The 18,450-nt window shown below is 70.6% G+C and carries 4 protein-coding genes (1 of these 4 only partly in view); all 4 read left to right on the top strand.

The features are described from left to right. The first annotated feature begins 14 nt into the window (after positions 1 to 14). A complete protein-coding gene (locus tag ACLLJJ_RS02825) occupies positions 15 to 3,380 on the top strand; it encodes an AAWKG family protein (RefSeq protein ID WP_434587656.1) in 3,366 nt (1,121 codons plus the stop codon). Between the two features lie 89 nt (positions 3,381 to 3,469). Further along, on the top strand, positions 3,470 to 3,961 hold the full coding sequence (locus tag ACLLJJ_RS02820) for a YbaB/EbfC family nucleoid-associated protein (protein WP_434587655.1): 492 nt from the start codon (positions 3,470 to 3,472) through the stop codon (positions 3,959 to 3,961). Positions 3,962 to 3,963: 2 nt separating this feature from the next. After that, positions 3,964 to 4,311, top strand: coding sequence for a hypothetical protein (locus ACLLJJ_RS02815; RefSeq protein WP_434587654.1), 348 nt, complete (start codon positions 3,964 to 3,966; stop codon positions 4,309 to 4,311). 9 nt (positions 4,312 to 4,320) lie between these two features. Then, positions 4,321 to 18,450, top strand: partial view of a lonely Cys domain-containing protein gene (locus tag ACLLJJ_RS02810; protein ID WP_434587653.1) — the 5' end (the start) only. Its footprint extends 26,745 nt past the window's final position; only the first 14,130 of its 40,875 coding nucleotides appear in the window; the start codon lies at positions 4,321 to 4,323; its stop codon lies off the right edge, out of view.

The following is an 18,450-nucleotide window of genomic DNA, read 5'->3' as shown; positions in this document are numbered from 1 at the left end:
CGCGGAGCACGGTGATGGCCCCCAAAGATGTCAAGGACAACAACAACGACAAATGGAGTCAGGCGATCCAGATGCTCACCGGCTATCCGGTGCCGCCCCGGGAGGGGCTGTTCGAGAACTTGAAAGGGAATGAAGACATTCCGCTGATGCATGTTCGGCTGGATGAGGTGGATAAAGGGGGGTACTCGTCCGGTTTTATTGGCTCGGGCGGCTGGCGGACGTTCAACACTGACTACACCATTCCGTTCTACGGCGCGGCCGACGTTTCGCAGCATGAGGTGTCCGAGGGGAGGATGCTCTACAGCTACCGGGCGCACATCTCCTTCCTGGGTGTCGCCGCCTCGGGAAGCCCGCCGAGCGGCAGCGACGTGCTCACCGGCATTGCGTTCGAGAGCAAGGTCCTGAAGAACGAGGGGGGCTGGAACAAGGACGGGGAAAAGCTCAAGTGGGACAACAGGCCTCTGATCCAGTACGTGCATGGGCCGCTGGCAGCCCTGCGGAAACTGTCGACGCCGCCCTACCACACCCATGGATTTTCGAGCAACGGCCTCCCCGTGAACGACGAGAGCTACGTCGACCTGGGGTCCTTCACGGACGTCGCCAAATCGTTCGACCGCGTCGTCAAGTTCTTCGAGGACAGCGCCGTCACGGTCGGGAAATGGGACACCGAGGACATCGGTGAGGGCAGCAAGTCCTGGGACGGCACGTCGGCGGCCATATTTAAAGCGCTGATCCATAAACTGGCAAGAAACTACGAGGGATACGCCGACCAGCTCACCGACGGCGGCAACACCCTCGGCAACCCCACGACTCTTGACAACACGGTGGTGACTTCCCGGCCCGCCCAGGCCCTGGCCGCCCTCCAGGCGACGCTCTACAACCAGGTGATCGCGCTGGAGAACGCGTGGGCGGCGTGGAAGGCGGAGAGCAATCCGCATCGCTGGCTGTACGACATGCTGCAGGACGCCAGGCTGACTCTCTTTGACACGCAGTACGACAGGACCGACATTCAAACCTCCAGCGGAGGAATGTACGGCAGCTATCGCAACTATGTCGTGGCACTGCCTGACTTTGCGTTCGACATCCAGATCGAGGGCAAATCCTACGGCCCGCCCACCGAAATGGACACCTGGAAGAAGATAGGCGCGGAGGCCGTGCGCCGGTGGGGCCAGTCCGTGAAGGACTGGCTCGGCGCGGCCGGCTCCGACGCCATTGTTGCGATGGATGCGGCCTTCGGCGACGCCGAGAAGGCTTTTGACACCAGCATCACCGACAAGGACAAGAAATCCCTCTCGGAAATCGCGACCAAGGAGCAGGGGGACAAGGACAAGATCGACACGAAGGCGGCGGCTGACGCGGCCGCGGCGGCGGCGGCGAAGGACAGGGCCGACGCCAAGGCGCAGGCGGCCGCGGACCGGTTGCTGTTGGAGAAGGAGAAGGAGGAGACCAAGGCGCTGGCGGCCGCGGACCGGTTGCTGTTGGAGAAGGACAGGGCCGACGCCAAGGCGCAGGCGGCCGCGGACCGGGCGCAGGCGGCGAAGGACAAGGTCGACGCCAAGGCCGAGGCCGAGGCCGAGAAGGCTGAGGCCAGGGCGGAGGCCGCCGGGGAGAAGGCTGAGGCCAAGGCGGAACAGGCCGCGGCGAAGGCCGAGGCCGACAAGGAGAAGGCCGCCGCGAAGGCCGAGGCCGACAAGGAGAAGACGGAGGCGAAGGCGGAGCAGGGCGCCGAGAAGGCGGCGGCCGCCGGGGAGAAGGCGGAGGCCAAGGCGGAACAGGAGGCGGCGAAGGCCGAGTCCAAGAAGGAGCAGGACGAGGCCAAGGCCGAGCAGAAGGCGGAGAAGCAGGAAGCGAAAGCCGAGGGCGACGCGCAGCGGGCATTCGCGCTCCGTCAGGCCGACCAGCAGCGGGCCGAGGCCAAGAAGACTCAGGACGAGGCCAAGAAGGAGCAGGACGCGGAGAAGGACGCCGCGAAGGCGGAGCACGACGCCGAGAAGGCGGCGGCCGACGTGGAGAAGGAGGAGGCCAAGGAGGAGCAGAAGGCGGAGAAGGACGCCGCGAAGGCGGAACAGGCCGCGGCGAAGGAGGAGGCGGAGAAGGCTCAGGAGGAGGCCAAGGCAGCGGCCGAAGGGGAGAAGAAGGAGGTCAAGGAGGAGCAGAAGGCGGAGAAGGCCGAGGCCGCGAAGGAGAGGGAGGCGGCACTCGCCCGGAACGAGCAGGACCGGGCCGAGGCCAAGCAGCAGCAGGAAGAGGCCAGGAGCGGGGTCGGCGACGAGCAGGAGAAGGCCCGGCGCGAGGCCGTACAGGAGAAGCAGCAGGCCCGGCTGGAGGCCGAACAGGCCAAGGCCGGCGCGCAGTCGGACTACGAGCAGAAGCAGGCCGACGCGCGGGCGGAGCGCGACAGCGCCGTGCAGGACGCCGACCGCCAGGAGTCGGCGGCGAAGCAGGAGTACGAGCGCGAGAAGGGCACGGCTCAGGAGCAGCGGGACCAGGCGCAGGACCAGGCCAAGGAGGACCGTGCGGAAGCACGGCAGGAGTACGACCGTGAGATAGCCGGCGGCGGCGACGAGCAGAAGGCCCAGGAGGACTACGACCGCCGGATCGCCGAGATCGACGGCACCGAGCGGGACTCCGTTCAACAGGCCGACGCCGCCGAGGCGAAGGCCAAGGGCGAGTACAACGACCAGAAGGCGGCCTCCCAGGAGGAACGGGAGCAGGCCCGTACGGACGCGCAGCAGGCCCGGCGGGACGCCAGGGCCGAGTACAACCAGCGCATGGGCGAGATCCAGGCCGAGAGCGACCGGGCCGGGTCCGGCGGCAAGGACATCGACGAGCAGATCCGCCAGCGCATCGCCGACCTGCCACAGCCTCCCGACCTCTCGTCGTTCGACCCGTCGGGCGGCGGTTCGGCCTACTCCTCCGCGTTCAGCGACAACCTCTACAACCGGGACGACCTGACGTCCGCGCTGGGGCGCCCCGAGGGCGGGGGCGCGGCTGCTGCCTCCGCAGGGGGTTCCGGCGGAGGAGCGGGCTCGCCCGGGGGGATGCCGCCGCCGCAGATGCGGGGCGGCGGCGGCGGCGAGGGCGGGGCGTCCGGCGAGCGGGTGCGGAACGTCATCGAGCCCGGCGGCGGCCGCTCCGGCAGGATGGCCAACGCCTCCTCGACCATCGAGGGACAGGAACACGGCGTGACCACGAGGGGCACGCAACAGGCCACCAGCAACTCGCCCTTCATGCCACCGATGGGCGGAGGCGGCGGCGGGGCGGGAGGCGGCGGGCAGCAGACGGAGAGCAGCGACCGGGAGCGGACCACCTGGCTGCCGGAGGACGAGGACGTCTGGGGCACCGACGACGGTGGCGCACCGATGGCCCTGGGCCGCTGACCGTATGACGAGCCGTCACGTTCGACGGGACGCGATCGTGCGTGTTTAATGATCAATTGACCAGTGAGGGGTTCGGTTTGAGTCAGTCGATGGAAGACCGTGTGGCCCAGGCGACGGCACACCTGAAGGCGACTGAAGAGGCCGTGGCCGGGGCGCGGGGCGAGCTGGACGCGGCGTCGGTGACCGCGCGTTCGGCGGACCGGTCGGTGCGGGTGGCAGTCGGGTCCAAGGGGGAACTGACGAGCCTGGAGTTCCTCGACGGCAAGTACCGGAACATGGCGGCCCCGCAGCTCTCCGCGTCGGTGCTGGAAGCCGCGAACACGGCCCGCGCCGAGATGGCGCGTCAGGTGGTCGCCGTGCTCGACCCGCTCACCAGGATGTCGGCCCGGGGGCCCGTCCCGGAGCGGATGGGCGTCGACTGGGGATCGATCTTCGGGTCGTTGCTCAGTGAGACCTCCGTGGCGCAGGAGCCGACGGCGATGAGCCGGCTCCGCGACGAGATCCACGAGGACGAGGACGAGCCGCCGGCCGCCCCGCCCGCCGACCGCGGCACCGCGGGCAAGCGACAGGGGGGTGCGTAGCCATGGCTGGTAATTACTCGGCCGACATCCAGGCGATCCTGGCCGGTTCGAAGAGCATTGCCGACGCCGTCCGGTACAGCGAGGCACTGGTGCCCAACTTCGAGCGCGACAGCGGCGAGTACTCCGGCTGGTGGGGTGAGGAGGGCGGCGACGACCTCTTCGCCAACCAGGTCGGTGACCAGGTCCGGAAGGAACAGGAACAGGTCATCCTGACGGCGGACGCCATCACCAACGGATTCATGGCACTGGTCGACGCGGTCGCCGCGGAGGCAGGCAACGTACAGCGGCCGCAGGCTCTGGCGGTCGAGGACATCCAGTCGCAGAGCGCGGAAAGCGAATCGCGGCGGTAGATGGCGATCATGTTCTCTCCCGCTCTGCGGGAGTTCATCGAGGTGTGGGTGGGCGCCAGCGTCGCCACCGGTAACGAGGACAGGGGCTTCGACAGCCGCAATCCTTACAACCGGCTGGCCGACGACGTCGGCGCTCTCTCCGACGCGATGAAGGCTGCGATCTCCACAGCCGGAAAATCACTTCCGCCGGAGATCGGCAGGGAGTTCATCGCCGCGATGAAGACCTTCGTCGACGACGCGGGCCAGAACCATCTTCAGGAATTCTCCACGGAGCTCCGCGACATAGGCCGCCGCCAGGTGGACCGCTCGATGAAGCTCTCGGAGAGCAAGTACCAGATCCTCCTTGAGTTCATTCTCATGAACCTCGAACTCGCTCTGATCGCCGCACTCGCCATCTTCACCGGTGGTACTTCCCTCACCGAGATAGCCCTGGTCAGGGCGCGCACCGGGCTCTCCATGCTGTTGCTTCTGCAGCGGCTGGGGCACGCCGTACCGACGCCGATATCGGCACTGCTCGAAGCGATCCAGGAAGCGTTCATCACGTTCGCCGCCCAGGTCATCTCGATGTCCGCGGCGGATGAGGACAGGCGGCGCAAGGAATTCGACTGGAAGGACATCGGGCAGTCGGCGGTCATGGGACTGCTGGCGGGGGCCTTCGGCGGCGCCTTCTCCCAGATGACCGCGCCGTTCCTGAAGAACTTCTTCAAGAAGAACCCGGGGTGGAAGGAGCTTTACGAACTTCCCCACACCTTCATCAACGAGGGTCAGGCCGAGACCTTCGCGGAGACATTCACCAATCTCTTCTTCCTGGGCACGTTCGCCATCAACCCCGCCACGTTCACGAGCGCCGGACTCAGTGGGGTCCTGTTCGAGAGTGCTTCCGATATCGCGGGGGGCGGCGGAAAATGGCTGAACAAGACGTTCTTCCCGAATCTCAACCTCGGCCAGAACAACCTCAACTACCTTCCGGGCGGCGGGAGCGGGAGCGGCGCCGACCACCGCGCGCCGCAGCCTCCTCCTCTTCGGAGCCCCGGTGGTTACGGTCCCGATCGGAACGCCGGCGTCTACGGTCCTCCGACTGCCTACCGTGCCGACTCGCCGCCCCGTCCCTTCACGGCGTCCGCCACCGGCGGCTGGGACGCTCCCGACCCCAACAGCCCCGCCATCAGGGCCGTCGACGACGGAGGGAACGACCCCCTCTCCACGGTGAACGGAAATGGGACCAGCACCTATGGCCCGCCGTACCGGCCCGACACGGACAACTCCGCGTCGTACGTCAGCGACGTCTCGTCCGATACGGACACCGACTACGGCTTCGACAGCGACGCCTCGTCCGTCACGGACACCGACTACGGCTTCGACAGCGATACCTCGTCCGTCACGGACTACGACCCCGACGACTTCAACGCGTACCAGCAGCAGGCGCCGCTGCCCGACGGGAGCACGGGTGTGTCCCCGGCCGCGGTGACCGGAACCGGCGTCGGGGGTGCGGTCAAGTACCCCTCCAGCCCCTCGTACATCGACGGGGAGGACACGGCCCCGGAGCCCGGCATCGGCGAGGACGCTCTGCCGCTGCCGGACGAGTCGAGCAGCGAGTCCGTCCTCTCCACGCTCAACCCGCCGGAATCGGCGGCCGCCGACAACGGCTCGTCCGCCGAGGCGTCGGCGAACATGCCCCACACCGGGGGCTCTTCAGCCTCCGCACCGCCGCCCACCCAGAGCACCGGGCAGCCGTCCGGCACCTCCGAGTACCAGGACACCGACAGCCTGCTCGCCGACGACGAGGACCTCGTCGATCCGGAGGGCGCTTCGTCCGCCGACCAGCAGTCGGCTTCGCCGGACAAGGGCACCGCCGGGTCGGGCGCAGGCCGGCCGGGTGCCAACGGTTCCGACGCGGGGGAGTCCGTACGCGAGCGGACGGCGGACGACGCGATCCTCCCGCCGGTCGCCGACGACTCGGACGAGGACGCGAACGAGGGTGCGGGCGAGGGCGCGGGCTACAACAACGCCGCCGCGCACGTGAGCCCCGACGCCCGCCAGCCCGCGAGCACGGGCCCGCAGGGCACGGCCGGCTCCCAGAGCAGGCCCCTCGCGGTCAGCAACTCCCCGCAGTCGGCGGCAGATCCGGACACCCTCCCTGCCGGCCGCGGCAGTGCCGACAACGCGGCCCCGGCACCGGGTACGGAGCCGAGGGTAGTCGCGATGGACCAGGACCGGACCGACCAGGTGGACGAGTCCGTCCCGGCTCCGGGGGGGACGGACCCGGCCCCCGTCGTGGTGGGCCCGTCGGGGCCCGTGCCGGCGGCGGACCTCCCGTCCGCCTCCGCCGCGCCCCGCTCCGCTCCGGGCGCGCAGCAGCCGGCGCCCGGTCCTGGCAGCATGTCCGAGAGGGGTACGGTCCCGGGCGACGCCTCGTACGTCCCCCGCTCGTCGACGCAGTCGGCCACACCGCCGGGCGACGCACAGGCCGCCGCACCGGTCGCACCGAGGCAGCGGCCGCAGGCCGCTTCCGGCGAGGCCGATGTCCCGTCGCGGCCCCGGCCGGAGACGCCGCCGCCCTTCCGGCCCTTGCGGACCGCGTCCGAAGAGCTGCCGACCCTCCCGGCCGACGAGGCCGTGGCGAAGGCGGAGCGGCCCGGATCCGACCAGGAGACGACCCCCGACACGGTCGTGCGGCGGGTCACCAGCGCTCCCGTTTCGGATCCGGAGCAGTCGTCGGACGAGTCGGACGGGTTGTCGGACGCGTCGGATTCCGGTCCGGGGCCGGTGCCCGCGCCGGTTGCCGGGCTGAGGCTCGGGGTCGGCCGACAGGGTCTCGGGGCCGGTCTCGGGAGCAGCCGGGTGTGGCGTTCGCCGGCGTCGGTCGCCCTGGGGGCCGCGCACGTTCCCGGTCCGGCTGTCGGGACGGGCCCGGTGCTGCCGGAGCTGACGCGGGTCGCCTTCGAGGACGGGGCGAGTGACCTGTCCGGCATGGAGCGGGCGGCGGTCGCCCGCCTGGTGGTCCGGACGGCCACGGTGGCCGTGCGGAACCATCGGGGCGGACTGCCGCCACTCGCGATGGTGGTCACGGGGTACGGCGACGGGGCGCGGGAGCTGGGCCAACGGCGCGCGGAAGCACTGAGGGACGCATTCAGCCACGACCTGGATCCGGTGCTCGCCCGACTCCAGGTGGACCTGCCGCCGGCGGAGCGACTGACCGCTCGCGATCTGACGGTGCATGTGATGGGCCTGGACCGGGAGACCGGCCAGGACGCACTGACCGGCGACGAGCTCCGGCGACGCGCGAAGGTGGAATTCCTCGTACCGGGCGCGGCCGCCTCGGCCGCCCTGGAGGCGTTGGACGCGCTACGGCTGCGGGACCCGCGCTTCGCCGACGGCCCGTTGGACGTGGCTGCTCTCGCCCGCCGGATCCTGCATCTGACGCCCAGCATGCCTGTGGATCCGGCGGTGCGTGACGAGCTGTTGGCTCTGGTGCCGGACGCGATCGCCGCGGGCCGCGCGTCCAGCCTGGTGGCGCTGGGCGCGTACCACCTCCGGACGGCGGGCGGGAGCGCCGCCTCCGACCGTTTCACCGTCAACGGCGAGGTGAGCTATCCGAGCCTGAATCTGACGGGCGCGCCCGTCGAGGTGGACACGAGCGAGGTCCGGACGGTCAGCGCCGCAGTGCCTTTGGGCCGCCCCGAGCCGGCGCCCTGGCACGTGGAAGGTGACGCCGCGCCCTATCTCGTGGGAGGGCTCACGGGAGGACACGACCATGTGATGGTGCCGTGGCCGGACGGGACACAGCGCCGGGAGAGCTACGAGGAACTCGCCGAGCGGCTCGCGAACGACCCGGACATCCCCGAGGGCGCGCCCATCGTTCTGGCGTTCCCGTACTCCGGGAGCAGGGGGCTCGACCTGCCGCGCCTCGTCGCGCAGCGGACCGGCAGGGTCGTCTGGTCGTTCAGCGGTCACGCGAGGATGAGTCCCCTCGGTGGCAAGCGTCATGCCATCGCGATGATGGTGTTCCCGGGCAGGCCCTTCGGCGACTGGATACGCAGCGTGCCGGGCGAGTGGCGTGCCGCGGAGTCGGTGCTGCCGGAGTGGGAGCGCCGCTGGGTGACACACAGCATCGTCAGCAGTGACCACAAGCAGCTCGGACGGTCCTCGGTCCAGCCCAAGGACCTGGCAGGGGACCGCGAGGAGATACTCCGTCACCTGAACGACATGGACCACCTGGGGCACTACAACCCCGTCACCAAGCAGTGGGAGGGCAAACCCGAGGCTCTGCCGGACCCGTTGCCGGACTACACGTACTCCGGCCACGGCGGGCCCGGCTTCCAGGACGTGGCGCAGGACGACGGCACGTACGCGCTGATCCCCGGTCCCGAGTTCGCGCGCGGACTCGCACGGCGTCCCAGTGTGAGCAACCTGCGCGAGGACGCCACGATCTACGCGGGGCCCTGCTGGGGCGGTGCCGCCTCCGACCGGTCACCCGATCGCGCGGACGCCCAGGAAGGCGCCCCCGATCCCTTCGTCGCCGACCCGTTGGAGAACATGCCTCCTGGCCAGCACGTGGCCAACGAGACCAACCGGCGCGTCGTCGCAGGCGACCGGATCACCGCCATGACCATGGCGCGCAGGGGCAGTTCCACGCGGTACATCCATGAGCTGCTCACCGATGTACGTGGCCGGCGCGGGCGGCGGTTGTACTTCCGGCCGGAGCCGAAGGCCGGGGCGCTCGACGAGCGCGCCAGGATCGCGGGTCTGCACTCGGGTACCGGCGAGGCCTCGGACGAGGTGCGGCAGCGGACACTGCGCCTGGTGCGCGCGCTGCGGCTGGCCTTCGGCTCCGCTGTGGACCACGACCCCGAGAACGAGCGGTACCAGGCTCTGCTGCGTGGTATCGGTGCGTTGGAGGGGATGTGGCGCGCCGACACCGCGCTCTCCTCCGACGCCCCGTTGTTCACGATGGACCTGTTCGAGCGGGTCGCCCGCAGGAAGTCCGGTGTGGGCGATGCCGGGCCGGTCACTGCCAAGGCATACCGCGACATGCTGGCCGACGCGGCGAAGGCCTGGGAGCGGAAGCCCGGGCGTGCCCTGTCCGGGTTCAGTAAGCCCCCGCAGCTGGCGAAGGTCGCCGACCAACTGGGTGCGCTCGATGATCCGGAGGGTACGACTCGCCGGGTGCTCGGCCTGCCCGACGGCGCACCGGTGGGCGAGGCCGAGTACACCAAGCTGTTCTGGTCGATGGTCAAGGCCCGGGAGGCGTTCGCCGGGGTGTCCGACCTGGACGCGTTCGGCGCCCGTGTGCTGCATCTGGACAAGCCGGACCGGGGGCGGCGCGGCGAGCTGTTCTACGCGGTGGCCGCGGCGGCGGCCGTGGGGCGCAAGGTGTCCGACGTGGACGCGGTGGCCGCGTTCCAGCTCGAACACGACTTCCTGCCCCGGCAGGCTCCTGTCGGCGGGAAGCCGTTCGTCCGCAACTGGGCGGGCCTGGACATGCCCGGTGGGCTGGACACGAACAGGATCACGCTGTCGGGCTCGGTCACTGCCGCCCCGTGGCAGGTCAAGGGCGGCCCCCAGCCCGTAGTCGTCGCCGTCGAGCCACTGGGAGACGGACGCCTCGCGCTGACGAACACGGCCGGGGAACGCCGGGTGGTGACCGAGGACGAGCTGGGTGAGCTGCTGGCCCACGACCGTTCCGTATACGTGCACGACCTGAATACTCCCCTCGTCCTGGCGGCCTCCGAGCTCGGCCGGCACAACCCCGGCCTGCCGGACAAGCTCAAGGCCCGCCTCGGCAGGACCATTTGGTACACCGACGACTCGATCGACTGGTCCGGCCTCGGCACCCAGGACCCCGCCGTGATCGGCCACACGGGCGACCCCGCGGCGAAGGGCAACTGGCACGTCGCCCGCCCCATCGCCGCGCAGAGCTCCACCGGCAGCCGCGTCACCTCGGCGCCTACGCCCAGTGCGGGCCCGCGCTGGGTACCCGCCGATCCGGTGCTGCCGTCCCTGACGCGCAGGGAGTTCGCGGACGGGGTGGAGACGGTCAGCCCCGGTCAGCGCAAGCGGATCCGCGTGCTGGTGAGCAGTGTGGTGGAAGCCGGCGCGCGCAACATCCGGGCGGGCATCCCGGCCCCCCGGGTCGTCGTGACCGGGTACGACGACGACGGCGAGGCCTCGGACGCGGGCGCCACGGGGCGGCGCGCGAACGCGGTCGCGGAGGTGTTCCGCGCCGGGCTCAAGCAGCCGGGCGCGGCGGACGCGTTCACGGTCACCACGTCCGGCGCACCACGGCCGGACGACGCCGACGACGGTGTCCCGCGGCAGGTGACGGTCGGGATCGAGCTGTGGTCCCACTCCGCGGCGGTCGAGCGGCTGGACGCGCTGCGGCAGACCGATCCGGCTCTGGGGAAGGCGCCGTTCGATCCGGTTCCGTTGGCCCGCCGGATCCTGCACCTGGGTGCGTCGGACCCGGTGGACGCCGCCGTGCGTGACGAGTTGTACACACTGGTGGGCGAGGCGATGGCGGCCGGGCGGGCCGCCAACCTGGCGGCGCTGGGAGCGTTCCACCTGGCCCAGCACACCGGTGTGCTGTCCGACAAGACGTTGATGGTTACTCCCGACGGCACAGTGGTGGGCCGTAGTTTCTCCCGCGCGCCGGCCACCGCGAGCGTGTCCAGGAAGGACATGTCCGGCAGCCCCGCCGCCTACCTGGTGGAGGCCGAGGGCGGGCGCGAGCACATCGAGGTGCCGTGGCCGGACGGTACGTCACGTAGGGTGCCGGCCGACGAGTTCACGGAACTCCTGGCGATGGACGAGGAATTGGCCAAGCGCCCTCCCAACGCTCTCGTCATGCTGGTGGTGCCGCACGCGGGCGACGGCGACCTGGAGATGCCGCGACGCGTCTCCGCGGGGATCGCGCGGGGCGTGGTGGCGCACAGCGGGACCCCGGAGCTTGTCTGGGACACATCGCTCGCGCGGGGATACCGGATCGGGACGGTCAACCGGCTGGCGCACGGAGCGCCCTTGGGCAAGTGGGTTGCCAGTCGCCCGGAAGACCTGGGCCGGGGCGGCGCCGACAGCGGCGACGGATTCCTGATCCTGGCCGACGGCTCCGAGCTCGCGGACCGGAAGGTCAAGAGCGTCACCATCACCGACCCCCGGACCATGCGGCCGATCGGCCGCGCGGTGTTCAACGACGCCGATCTGATCGACCGCGAGGAGAGGCTGAAGGACCTGGCGCACGCGGACTATGCCCACTTCGACCCGGTCACCAACCAGCTTCTTACGACTTCGCTGGCGGTGCCATGGGCCGGGCGGAACGTCTACCACTTCATGCTGCACGGCACCCCGGGCAGTTTCTTCATGATGGATGAGGAAGCCGCCGCACAGAACGGTGACGGCGTAGCCACGTCCGGGGATCAGGTCGGGGGGTTCCTGAAACGGCGTCCGAGCGTGCAGCGGCTCGCTCCGGAGGACCCGATCGTGGTCGAGGGGTGCTGGGCGGGCACGGCCGCGGAGCCCGGTGTTCCCTCCCCTGTGAATGCGGGCAGTGCGGCGCCTTTTGTGGCCGACCCGTTGCGGAACATCACGGAGGCCCAGAAGGCGGCCAACAAGGTCGAGCGCACGCTGTTCGTGGTCAACCGGGTGCACGCCGTGGCGACGGTGGCCGATGCGACGGTGGCCGGTGTGACGCTTCAGGGCATCATGGCCACGGCCCGCGGTGAGCTGGGCTCCTGGGCAGAGGTACGGCCGGAGCCCGAGGCGGAGGTGCTCGACCGTCTCGCGCGGGTGGCGGGGGTGCACGAGGGCGGGGAATCGGACCCTGTGTCGGCGGAGGACCGCGAGGACACTCTGATACTGGTCCGGGCACTGCGTCACGTCTTCGGCCACGGGGTCGAGAGCGACAGAGACGACCCCGCGGGCAACTACCAGGAACTGCTGCTTGGCATCGGGGCGTTGGACTGGATACGGCGCGTCGATCCGGGACTGGGCGAGGCCGGTGGGTTCACGCTGGACCTGCTGGACATGGTGGTCCGCGCCCGGCTGGAGAAGGAAGGGACGCCGAAGCCGCGCCCGGTTCCGTTCGCGAACGCCGATGAGCTCCAGGAGAGCGTCCGGCGGGTACTGAAGGCGGCGACGGCACACGCTTCGTCCGGCCCCGTCAACCTGCACGACTTCGTCGCGCTTCCCTTCCTGGACCTGGCCGCGAAGACGGTCGGCAACCTCCCCCCGCAGATCGCCGGCTTCCTGGGGCTGCCTGCTCCCCCGCCTCCCGGAGACCCCATACGGGTGCGGGTGTTCTGGGCCGTGGCCCACGCCATGCAGGCGCTGAGGGCCCAGCCCGACGCGGACGCCTTCGCGACCAGGATCCTGCACCTGGGGGGTGCGACGCGTCCGCCGGGTGTCGCCCAGCGCGAGGCCCTGTGGCTCATGACGGCCGCCGCGATGATCGGCCGCGACGTGTACGACCCGGTCGACCTGGCCGCGTACCACCTCCAGCGCAAGGGCCTGCTCTCCGCGGGCACCGCGATCACCTCACCTATGGGGATGGCGGGCCGCAACCTCACCGGCAAGCCCATCCAGGGTGCGTTGGCCACGGACGTCTACCGGGTGTCGCCGGACGGTACGACTGGGAACGGCGAGGTCCGCCCCGGCCCGGAAGCCAAGGCCTATGTATTGGTGGCCGACGGTGACCAGACCCACGTCGAGGTGCCGTGGACCGGCGGGACAACCCTTCGGGTGCCGCACGAGGAGATCGTCGCGCTCCTCGCGCACGACCCGTTCCTGAGCGCACGCACCCTGGATCATGCGCTGGTGGTGGCCGGGACGGCCGCGGAGGGTCTCGACCTGGCGAACGCGCTGGCCGCCCGGGACGGGACCGCCAGGAGCGTGCTGACGGCCGCGCGCCCCGCGAAGGTGGTGTACGACAGCGCCACGGACCGCAGCGTGATCGTGCTGACGGCGGACCCGGCGCAGTCGAGCGCCGAGGACGACTGGGCACGGACCACTCCTCCGAACCTGACGACGGCACCGCCCGTCACACACGTCGTCACGCAGGAGGGCAAGGACGGGCCGTCCGGGACAGTGCCGGAGACCGCTCCCGTCGAGGCGGATGCGACGCGGAGTGCTGCTCCGGTCACCGAGGAGAAACTCGCCGACGGGAAGCTGCGCCGTCTGGTGAACATGCCGGATTCCGAACGGAGTTCGTTGCCCGCCTCCTCCGACATGTCGGACGACGATATGTCGGACGACGATATGTCGGACGCGCCGGATCCGGATGCCGAGACCGCCGCGCCGAGCGCGTTCATGTCCGCCGAGTCGTTGCCGTCGACGATGGCGATCGCCTTCCGGGACGGATCCGAGGCGGTCGACACCCGGCACCGCGACCAGATCAAGGCGATAGCGCACTACACGGCCGAGGTGAACGAGCGGCATGTACGGGCGGGGCTCGCGGCGACGCGGATCACCGTCTCCTGGTCCTCCGCCGGTGGTGAGGGGCAGCGTTCGCCCGCTGACCTGCGGGCGGCCCATGTCAGCCAGCGCCGGGCACTCGCGGTGGCGCGGGTGTTCCGTGACGAGCTGCGCCGCCAGGGTCCCGGGCCGGTGGCCGACGTAACGGTCGTGGTGCACGAGGTGAGGGCGCAGAGCGGGGCGAACGCGTCCGCCGCGCGGCCCGTGATGGTCGGGATCAGTGCCCCGCCGCCCGCTTCGCCGGCGGTCGAGACGCTGGAGATGTTGCGGCAGGCGGATCCGGAGTTGAGCGGTGGGCCGTTCGATCCGGTCCCGCTGGCGCGTCGGATTCTGCATCTGCGTGCGTCGGACCCGGTGGACGCGGCCGTGCGCGACGAGCTGTACGCGCTGGTGGGCGAGGCGATGGCGGCGGGACGCGCCACCAGCCTGGCGGCCCTGGGAGCGTTCCATCTGGTCGAGCGGGGCGGGGTGTTGTCCGCCGCGCGGCGGATCACCGATGCCGGCGGGAGGATCGCGGGCCTCGACTGGCTGGGCGGCCCCGCCATCCGCGGGGACGTCGAGCCGGAGTTCGGAACACGGGTAGAGGGTGAGGAGCAGGCCTGGCTGCGTCAGGGGCCGTTGTGGATGCGGCCGGGCGGCGACGCCCGCGCCTATCTGGTGGCCGCCGAGGGCGGGCGTGGCCATGTCATGGCACCGTGGCCGGATGGTTCCTGGCATCGGGCGACGATGGCCGAGTTCGCCGAAGTCATGGCGATGGACGCGGAGTTGGCCGACATCCCCGGCGAGGTTCCCGTGCTGATGGTGGTGCCGCACGCGGGTGACTTCGGGCTGGAGATGCCGCGGGCCGCAGCTGCCCGGACGGGGCGGACGTTCTGGTCGCACAGTGGCACCGTCGAGCTGACCAAGACCGGCCCCAGGCGGTACCGGGTCGATGTGATGGACTGGCGGGTCGCCGCGGGGGAGCCGCTGGGGTCCTGGCTGCCCAGTCGTCCGGACGATGTGGGACCGGACGGTCCGCGCAGTGACGTGTGGGGCGGCGTGGTGCGTCTGACGGACGGTTCGACCCGTCGCGACGGCGAGATCAAGAGCGTCAGTGTCGCCACCCGCACCGGCAAACTGTTCGGCCGCGTCATGTTCAACGACCCCGATCTGCTTGTCCGGGAGGACGATTACCAGGATCTTCTGGACTCGGAGTGGGGCCACCTCGACCCGGTCACCTTTGCGTTGCTCGAACCCACCCGGCCGGGGCTGTGGGCGGGGCGGAACATGTACTACTTCGGGCTGCACGGGGGGCGGGGCCACCTGTACATGGTGGACGGTACCGAAGGACCGCAGTTCGGCAAGAAGGTCGACGCCGACGGGGACGAGATCGGGAGATTCCTGAAGCGGCGTCCGAGTGTGCAGCGGCTCGCCCCCGGCGACCCGATCGTGATCGGGGGGTGCTGGGCCCGCGCGTCCGCCGGGATCTCCGCCTCGGCCAACCTGCCCAGTGCGTTGCCTTTCGTGGCCGATCGCCTGCGGAACATCTCGGCGTCCCAGAAGGTGTGCAACGGGGTCGGACGACCGGTGATCGCCGCCAACCGGACGCACATCGCGGGGGACCTCGACGGCGTGACGATCCAGGGGATCGTCGCCAGTCTCCGGGGTGTGCGGGGTGCGTGGGAGGAGTTGCGGCCGGAGCCCGGGCCGGACGTGCTCGACCGGCTGGCGCGGGTGGCGGGGGTGTTCGACGGGCCGGCGTCGGCGGTGGTGCCGGAGGAGGCCCGGGCGGACACGCTGATCCTGGTGCGGGCGCTGCGTGAGGTCTTCGGCCATGACATCGAGGACAGCCGGGACGACCCTTCGGGTGCGTACCAGGGCCTGTTGCGTGGGATCGGCGCACTGGACCGGATGCGCCGGGACGATCCGAAGCCGGCGGAGGCCGGCGGGTTCACACTGGATCTGCTGGACACTGTGGTGCGTTCCCAGCTGAAGCTGGAGGGGGACCCGAAACGACGTCCGGTTCCGTTCAGGGACACCGCGGATCTCCAGGACGGTGTGCGGCGGGTGCTGCACACGGCCGCGACGCGCCTGGGCTCTGCCACCGGCCCGGTGATGCTGCACAATTTCGTACCGCTTCCGTTCCTGGACGAGGCTGCTGCCGTGTTCCAGAGCTATGACCGGTCGGGCGCCGACATCCCGGCCATGACCATCCCGCTGCCCGCTTCGGGAAACGCCAGGAACGCCCTCTTCTGGGGGATGGCGAAGACTTTGGAGGCGCTGCCGTTCCATTCCGACCGGGACGCGCTGGCCGTGAAGGTGCTGCACCTGGGCGCGGGATCTGGCCCGGTGACCCCCGCCCAACAGGAGGAACTGCGCTGGACGATGGCCAGAGCGGCGGCCAACGGCCATGACCTGTACGACCCGACCGTGCTGGCCGCCTTCCACCTGGCACTCAACGGAGCGCTCTCCGGGGCCACCGAGGTCGCCTCGCCCGCGCGCATGGTGGTGGGACGCGACTTCACCGACGAGCCGCTCACCGGCCCCCTGCCCACGGCCGGCTACCACGTGTCGCCCGACGGCACGACAGGCAACGGCTGGACCGGCGACGGAATCTGGCACGAGCCCGGCACCGACGCGGACACGACGAGTGCTTTCTTCCTGCTGACCAAGGGCGGCTTCGGCTACATCGACATGCGCTGGCCCGAGGGCCCCAGCCGCCGGGTGCCGTACGACGAGGTCGCCGCGCTCCTCGCGATGGATCCCAAGTTGGGGTCCTACAGGATGAGCCTGCCCGTGGTGCTGATCGGACCGACCATGAGCGAGGGGGGCGATGAACTGGCGGATGCCCTGGCCGCGCGGGAGGGGGTGGCCAGGACCGTACAGACGGCCGTGCACCCCACGCAGGTGGTGTACGACCGGTCGGCGGGCCAGAACGTGCTGGTCATGACGGCGGATCCGGACCAGTCGGGCAGGGGGAACGACTGGACGGAGAGCACTCCTGCGGACCTGCCGGACTCCGGACGGGCCCCCGCCGCGTCCATCGAGGGAATGGTCAACTCGCCCTCCACGACGCGGCAGACCATACCCGCTGCCACTGCTGACGACCCGTCCGCCGCGTCGTACGACCCGTCCCTCTCCGACGGCGCGAAGCTGAATGTCGGCCGGAAGTTCAGCGCGCTCATGCGGAGCATCGGCCGTCCCGTCGTCGTTGGCGGCGCGGCCCGGAGCGCGGTGCAGTTCCAGAACCCGCGCGCCGTGGGCGCGCTGGAGTTCCAACTGGACGATGATGTCGGGCAGTTCGTAGACACCATCAATGAGGCCCTCGCCCAGCGGGTCCCGGGAGCGCCGCTCCATGCCCTGCGCGCGGACGCGGACGGCCGCACGCTGAGCGGTGTGGTCCAGGGGGTGCGCATCACCGTCGGCACCGGTGCCGACGCCTATGCCGGCACCACCGACATCAACGCCTTCACGGTCCCGGACATCACCGATTCGCTGGCCGACACGGCGAACTCACTGGCTCTGCGCACCGATGACGAACGGCGCACCGAGGACCTGTTCGACCTGCTGTGGGCGCTGACCTACGCGGCGGACGACGACGCGCTGCCGGTCGACCGGCTGGAGGAGCTGCGCGGTGCGGCGTACGGTCGCGGACTGCCGCCCGGTGCGGCACCCAAGCTCACCGTCCGGCTCAGCGAACTGCTGAGCGGTCCTGCGCTGAACGCCGAGGCCAGGGCGGCGTACGAGGCGAAGTGGCTGGATCTCGGCGCCGAACAGGCCGACCTGAGGTGGCTGACCGAGGAACTCATCTCCCTCGACGCCTCTTTGCGGGCCACCGAGACGGTGACCACGGACCCGGTCAGGCAACTGGCGTCGCGCCTGCCGGGCCTGCCGGCGGCCGAGCGAACCGGGGAACTGGCGCGGCTGACGGACGCCGAACGCGAGCGGCTGGCATCCGACAGTGCGCTGGTGGACACGCTGCGCGGGACACTGCCCGCGGCGGAGCTCGCCGAGACGGCGGCACAGCTGATGGTGCGGGTGCCCGCAGGGGTGGAGCAGCCGTCGGCCGCGCGGAGCGAGGTGCACCAGCAGGTCGCGCGGATGCTGCGCGATCCCCAGGTGACGGCGAAACTGCTGAACGACGGCGCGCGCGTGGTCGTGGTCCCCAGGAGCGAGGAGATGACCTCGCTGGAGCCTTTCGGCGACCTGGCGGGGCGCAAGACCGCGGACGGCCGGCCGTGGAAGCAGGTGCGCGGCATCGGGAGGCTCCGGGCGGGGGTGACGGAGGAGAACCTCCTCGGTGAGTTCGCCTCCGTGCGGGTCTACAAGCGCGCCTATCCGGACGGCTACTCCACGACCACCCACGAGTTCGCGCACACGATCCACCAGTACGGGCTGAGTGAGGCGGACCAGCAGCTCATCGACGACGCCTATCAAGCGAAGCTGGACGAGGACGCCGCCCACGAGGCGAACCCGGACGAGGCGGCGGCCGCGGCGTGGCCGGACGGGCCGCGGTACGGCGCCGACCGCCGGGGACGCCGCACAGGTCCCAACTACTCGTCCCAGGACGAACGGGAGTACTTCGCCCAGGTCACCAACGCCTACCTCGGTACGAACAACGGGAAGGACGCGAACACCAGGCAGCCCCGGAACAACGGGGCGGAGTGGGTGCGTGCCCACGAGCGGATGCTGCTG

The sequence above is a fragment of the Streptomyces sp. A5-4 genome, assembly GCF_051131715.1.
Taxonomy (GTDB): Bacteria; Actinomycetota; Actinomycetes; order Streptomycetales; family Streptomycetaceae; genus Streptomyces.
The sequence above is the reverse complement of the archived record's forward strand: the minus strand, read 5'-3'. Positions and strand labels throughout refer to the sequence as shown.

What these genes read in the sequence shown, in the direction of transcription:
- ACLLJJ_RS02820 (WP_434587655.1), top strand. Translation starts at nt 3,470, where the DNA reads ATGGAAGACCGTGTGGCCCAGGCGACGGCACACCTGAAGGCGACTGAA.
- ACLLJJ_RS02825 (WP_434587656.1), top strand. Translation starts at nt 15, where the DNA reads ATGGCCCCCAAAGATGTCAAGGACAACAACAACGACAAATGGAGTCAG.
- ACLLJJ_RS02815 (WP_434587654.1), top strand. Translation starts at nt 3,964, where the DNA reads ATGGCTGGTAATTACTCGGCCGACATCCAGGCGATCCTGGCCGGTTCG.